2 protein-coding genes are annotated in these 2,175 nt (G+C 52.2%); both read right to left on the reverse strand.

Annotated features, from left to right (window positions below; all coding sequences use genetic code 11):
* Nucleotides 1-173: 173 nt before the first annotated feature.
* Nucleotides 174-1,349 (reverse strand): DegT/DnrJ/EryC1/StrS family aminotransferase, encoded by a 1,176-nt coding sequence (locus ACTHUE_RS16375; RefSeq protein WP_070695477.1) that lies wholly within the window; start codon nucleotides 1,347-1,349, stop codon nucleotides 174-176.
* Nucleotides 1,342-2,121 carry a methionyl-tRNA formyltransferase gene (locus tag ACTHUE_RS16380; protein WP_070695476.1) on the reverse strand — a complete coding sequence of 260 codons (780 nt, stop codon included), beginning with the start codon at nucleotides 2,119-2,121 and terminating at the stop codon, nucleotides 1,342-1,344. The genes ACTHUE_RS16375 and ACTHUE_RS16380 overlap by 8 nt, the downstream gene beginning before the upstream one ends.
* Between the last annotated feature and the right edge of the window lie 54 nt (nucleotides 2,122-2,175).

Genomic DNA, 2,175 nt, shown 5'->3' on the forward strand with positions numbered 1-2,175 from the left:
TCGTGGATGACGAAGAAGGTTTTTTTAAGGTTGCGCGGCAGAGCCAGCAGGGTTTCCAAGTTCATTTTATATTTCTTGTGTCTGAGTGTTGTAATGTGGCTTGGTACGGATTGTTTGAAGCAGGCTGTTTTATTTTTTCAGACGGCCTGAAGTTGCAGGCCGTCTGAAAATGATTATGCCGTGGCTTCAGCCAATACGGCTTCGATGTTTTCTTTGCAGAACGCAATTTCTTCATCGGTCAGGGTTGGGTGCACCAAGAACATCAGGCTGGTGTCGCCCAGTTGGACAGCGTTTTTCAGTCGCTCTTTCGGACGCCAAGGCGTGTTGTCGAAGGCTTTTTCCAAATACACTTCGGAGCAGCTGCCTTGATAGCAGGGGACTTTGCGCGCGTTCAATTCGCTGACGATGCGGTCGCGCGTCCAGCCGTCTTTCAGGTGTTCGGGTTTGACGAAAACGTAGAACTTGTATTGCGCGTGTTCGATGTAGTCGGCCACTTTAACCAAACGGATGCTGGCAAATTTGCCCAAGCTTTCAGCCAGTTTGGCGGCGTGCGCTTGGCGGCGTGCTGTCCATTCGGGCATGCGTTTGAGCTGGATGCGGCCGATGACCGCCTGCATTTCCAACATGCGCCAGTTGGTACCGAAGCTTTCGTGCAGCCAGCGGAAACCGGGTGCGTGTTCGCGGTGGTACACGGCATCGTAGCTTTTGCCGTGGTCTTTGTACGACCACATTTTGCTCCACAGCGCTTTGTCGTTGGTGGTTACCATACCGCCTTCGCCGCCGGTGGTCATGATTTTGTCTTGGCAGAACGACCAAGCACCGACGTGGCCGATAGAGCCGACGGATTTGCCTTTGTATTTCGCACCGTGGGCTTGGGCGCAGTCTTCGATAACCCACAAGTTATGTTCTTTTGCCAAAGCCATGATGTCGTCCATTTCGGCAGGCATCCCAGCAAGGTGAACCACGATGATGGCTTTTGTGTTTGGCGTCAAAGCGACTTTGATGGTTTCGGCGCTGATGTTTTGGCTGTTCAAATCGACATCGGCGAAAACCGGATTTGCGCCGGCGGTCACGATGCAGGATGCGGAAGCCAAGAAAGTACGCGAAGTGACAATCACATCATCGCCTTGGCCGATACCCATTGCTTTGAGGGCTACGTCCAAAGCCAATGTACCGTTGGAAAGGGCGACGGCGTATTGAGTGCCGACAAAAGCAGCAAATTCTTTTTCAAATTCGCGACATTCCGTACCTGTCCAGTAGTTGACTTTGTTGGACAGCAGGACTTTGGAAACGGCATCGGCTTCTTCTTGAGTAAAGCTTGGCCATGGGGAGAGTGATGTATTAAGCATTTGTTTTTCCTGCGAAAAGACTGGTTGAGCCTTTGGGGGCGATTTCTTCCAGCAGTTGGCGATTGATCAGGGTGTATTTCTGACCGTTGATTTCGACGTATGCGCCGTCGTAAGGAGGGAACCAGAAGGCGCGGATTTTCTTCTCGATATTGTCGCCGTCGTGGATTTGCTTCATGGCTTCCATCTCGTCGCGGCTGACGTAGCGGCCACCAATGTTTGGCGTGGTTGGCAATTTGGTTTTCGACTCGATGGCGCGGGTGATGATGCGTCGTGCGAAATCTTCCAATGCCTGCATGGTTTTGCGTTCGAGCGATTGGGCGGTTTCTGTTTCGGCGTCGATAGGGAAACGGTCCACTTCGATAATTTCACCGGTATCGATGGAAGCGTCGACGTAGTGGGCAGTATTGCCCCATTCGTTCAGCTCGTCCATGATGGCCAGGTTGTAGCCGCCCGTGCCTTTGTATTCGGGCAACAGCGCAGGGTGGAAGTTGATCGTGCCCAAAGTCGGAATGCTCAGGAATTCATCACGCAGCTTGCGCCAGTAAAGGACGGACAAGCCCAAATCGTATTTCAGACGGCCTTCACGCATTGCTTCCAAAGCCGTATCGAAGGTGTACAGGGGCAGGCCCAATTCCTGTGCGGCAGCCGTGGTCGGCGAGCCTTGCAGATGGCTGTCGGTCAAAACGCCGACGATTTCGATATGGTCTTGTTTGGTCAAAAAACGAAGCAGGTTGGCGGAAACCTGTTTACGACCCATAAATAAGATTTTCATGGAGAAATGTCCCTTATGCATTTGCTTTTTCGGTGGCGGAAGTTGTCAGTGTAG

It is taken from the genome of Neisseria sp. P0021.S005 (genome assembly GCF_051956955.1).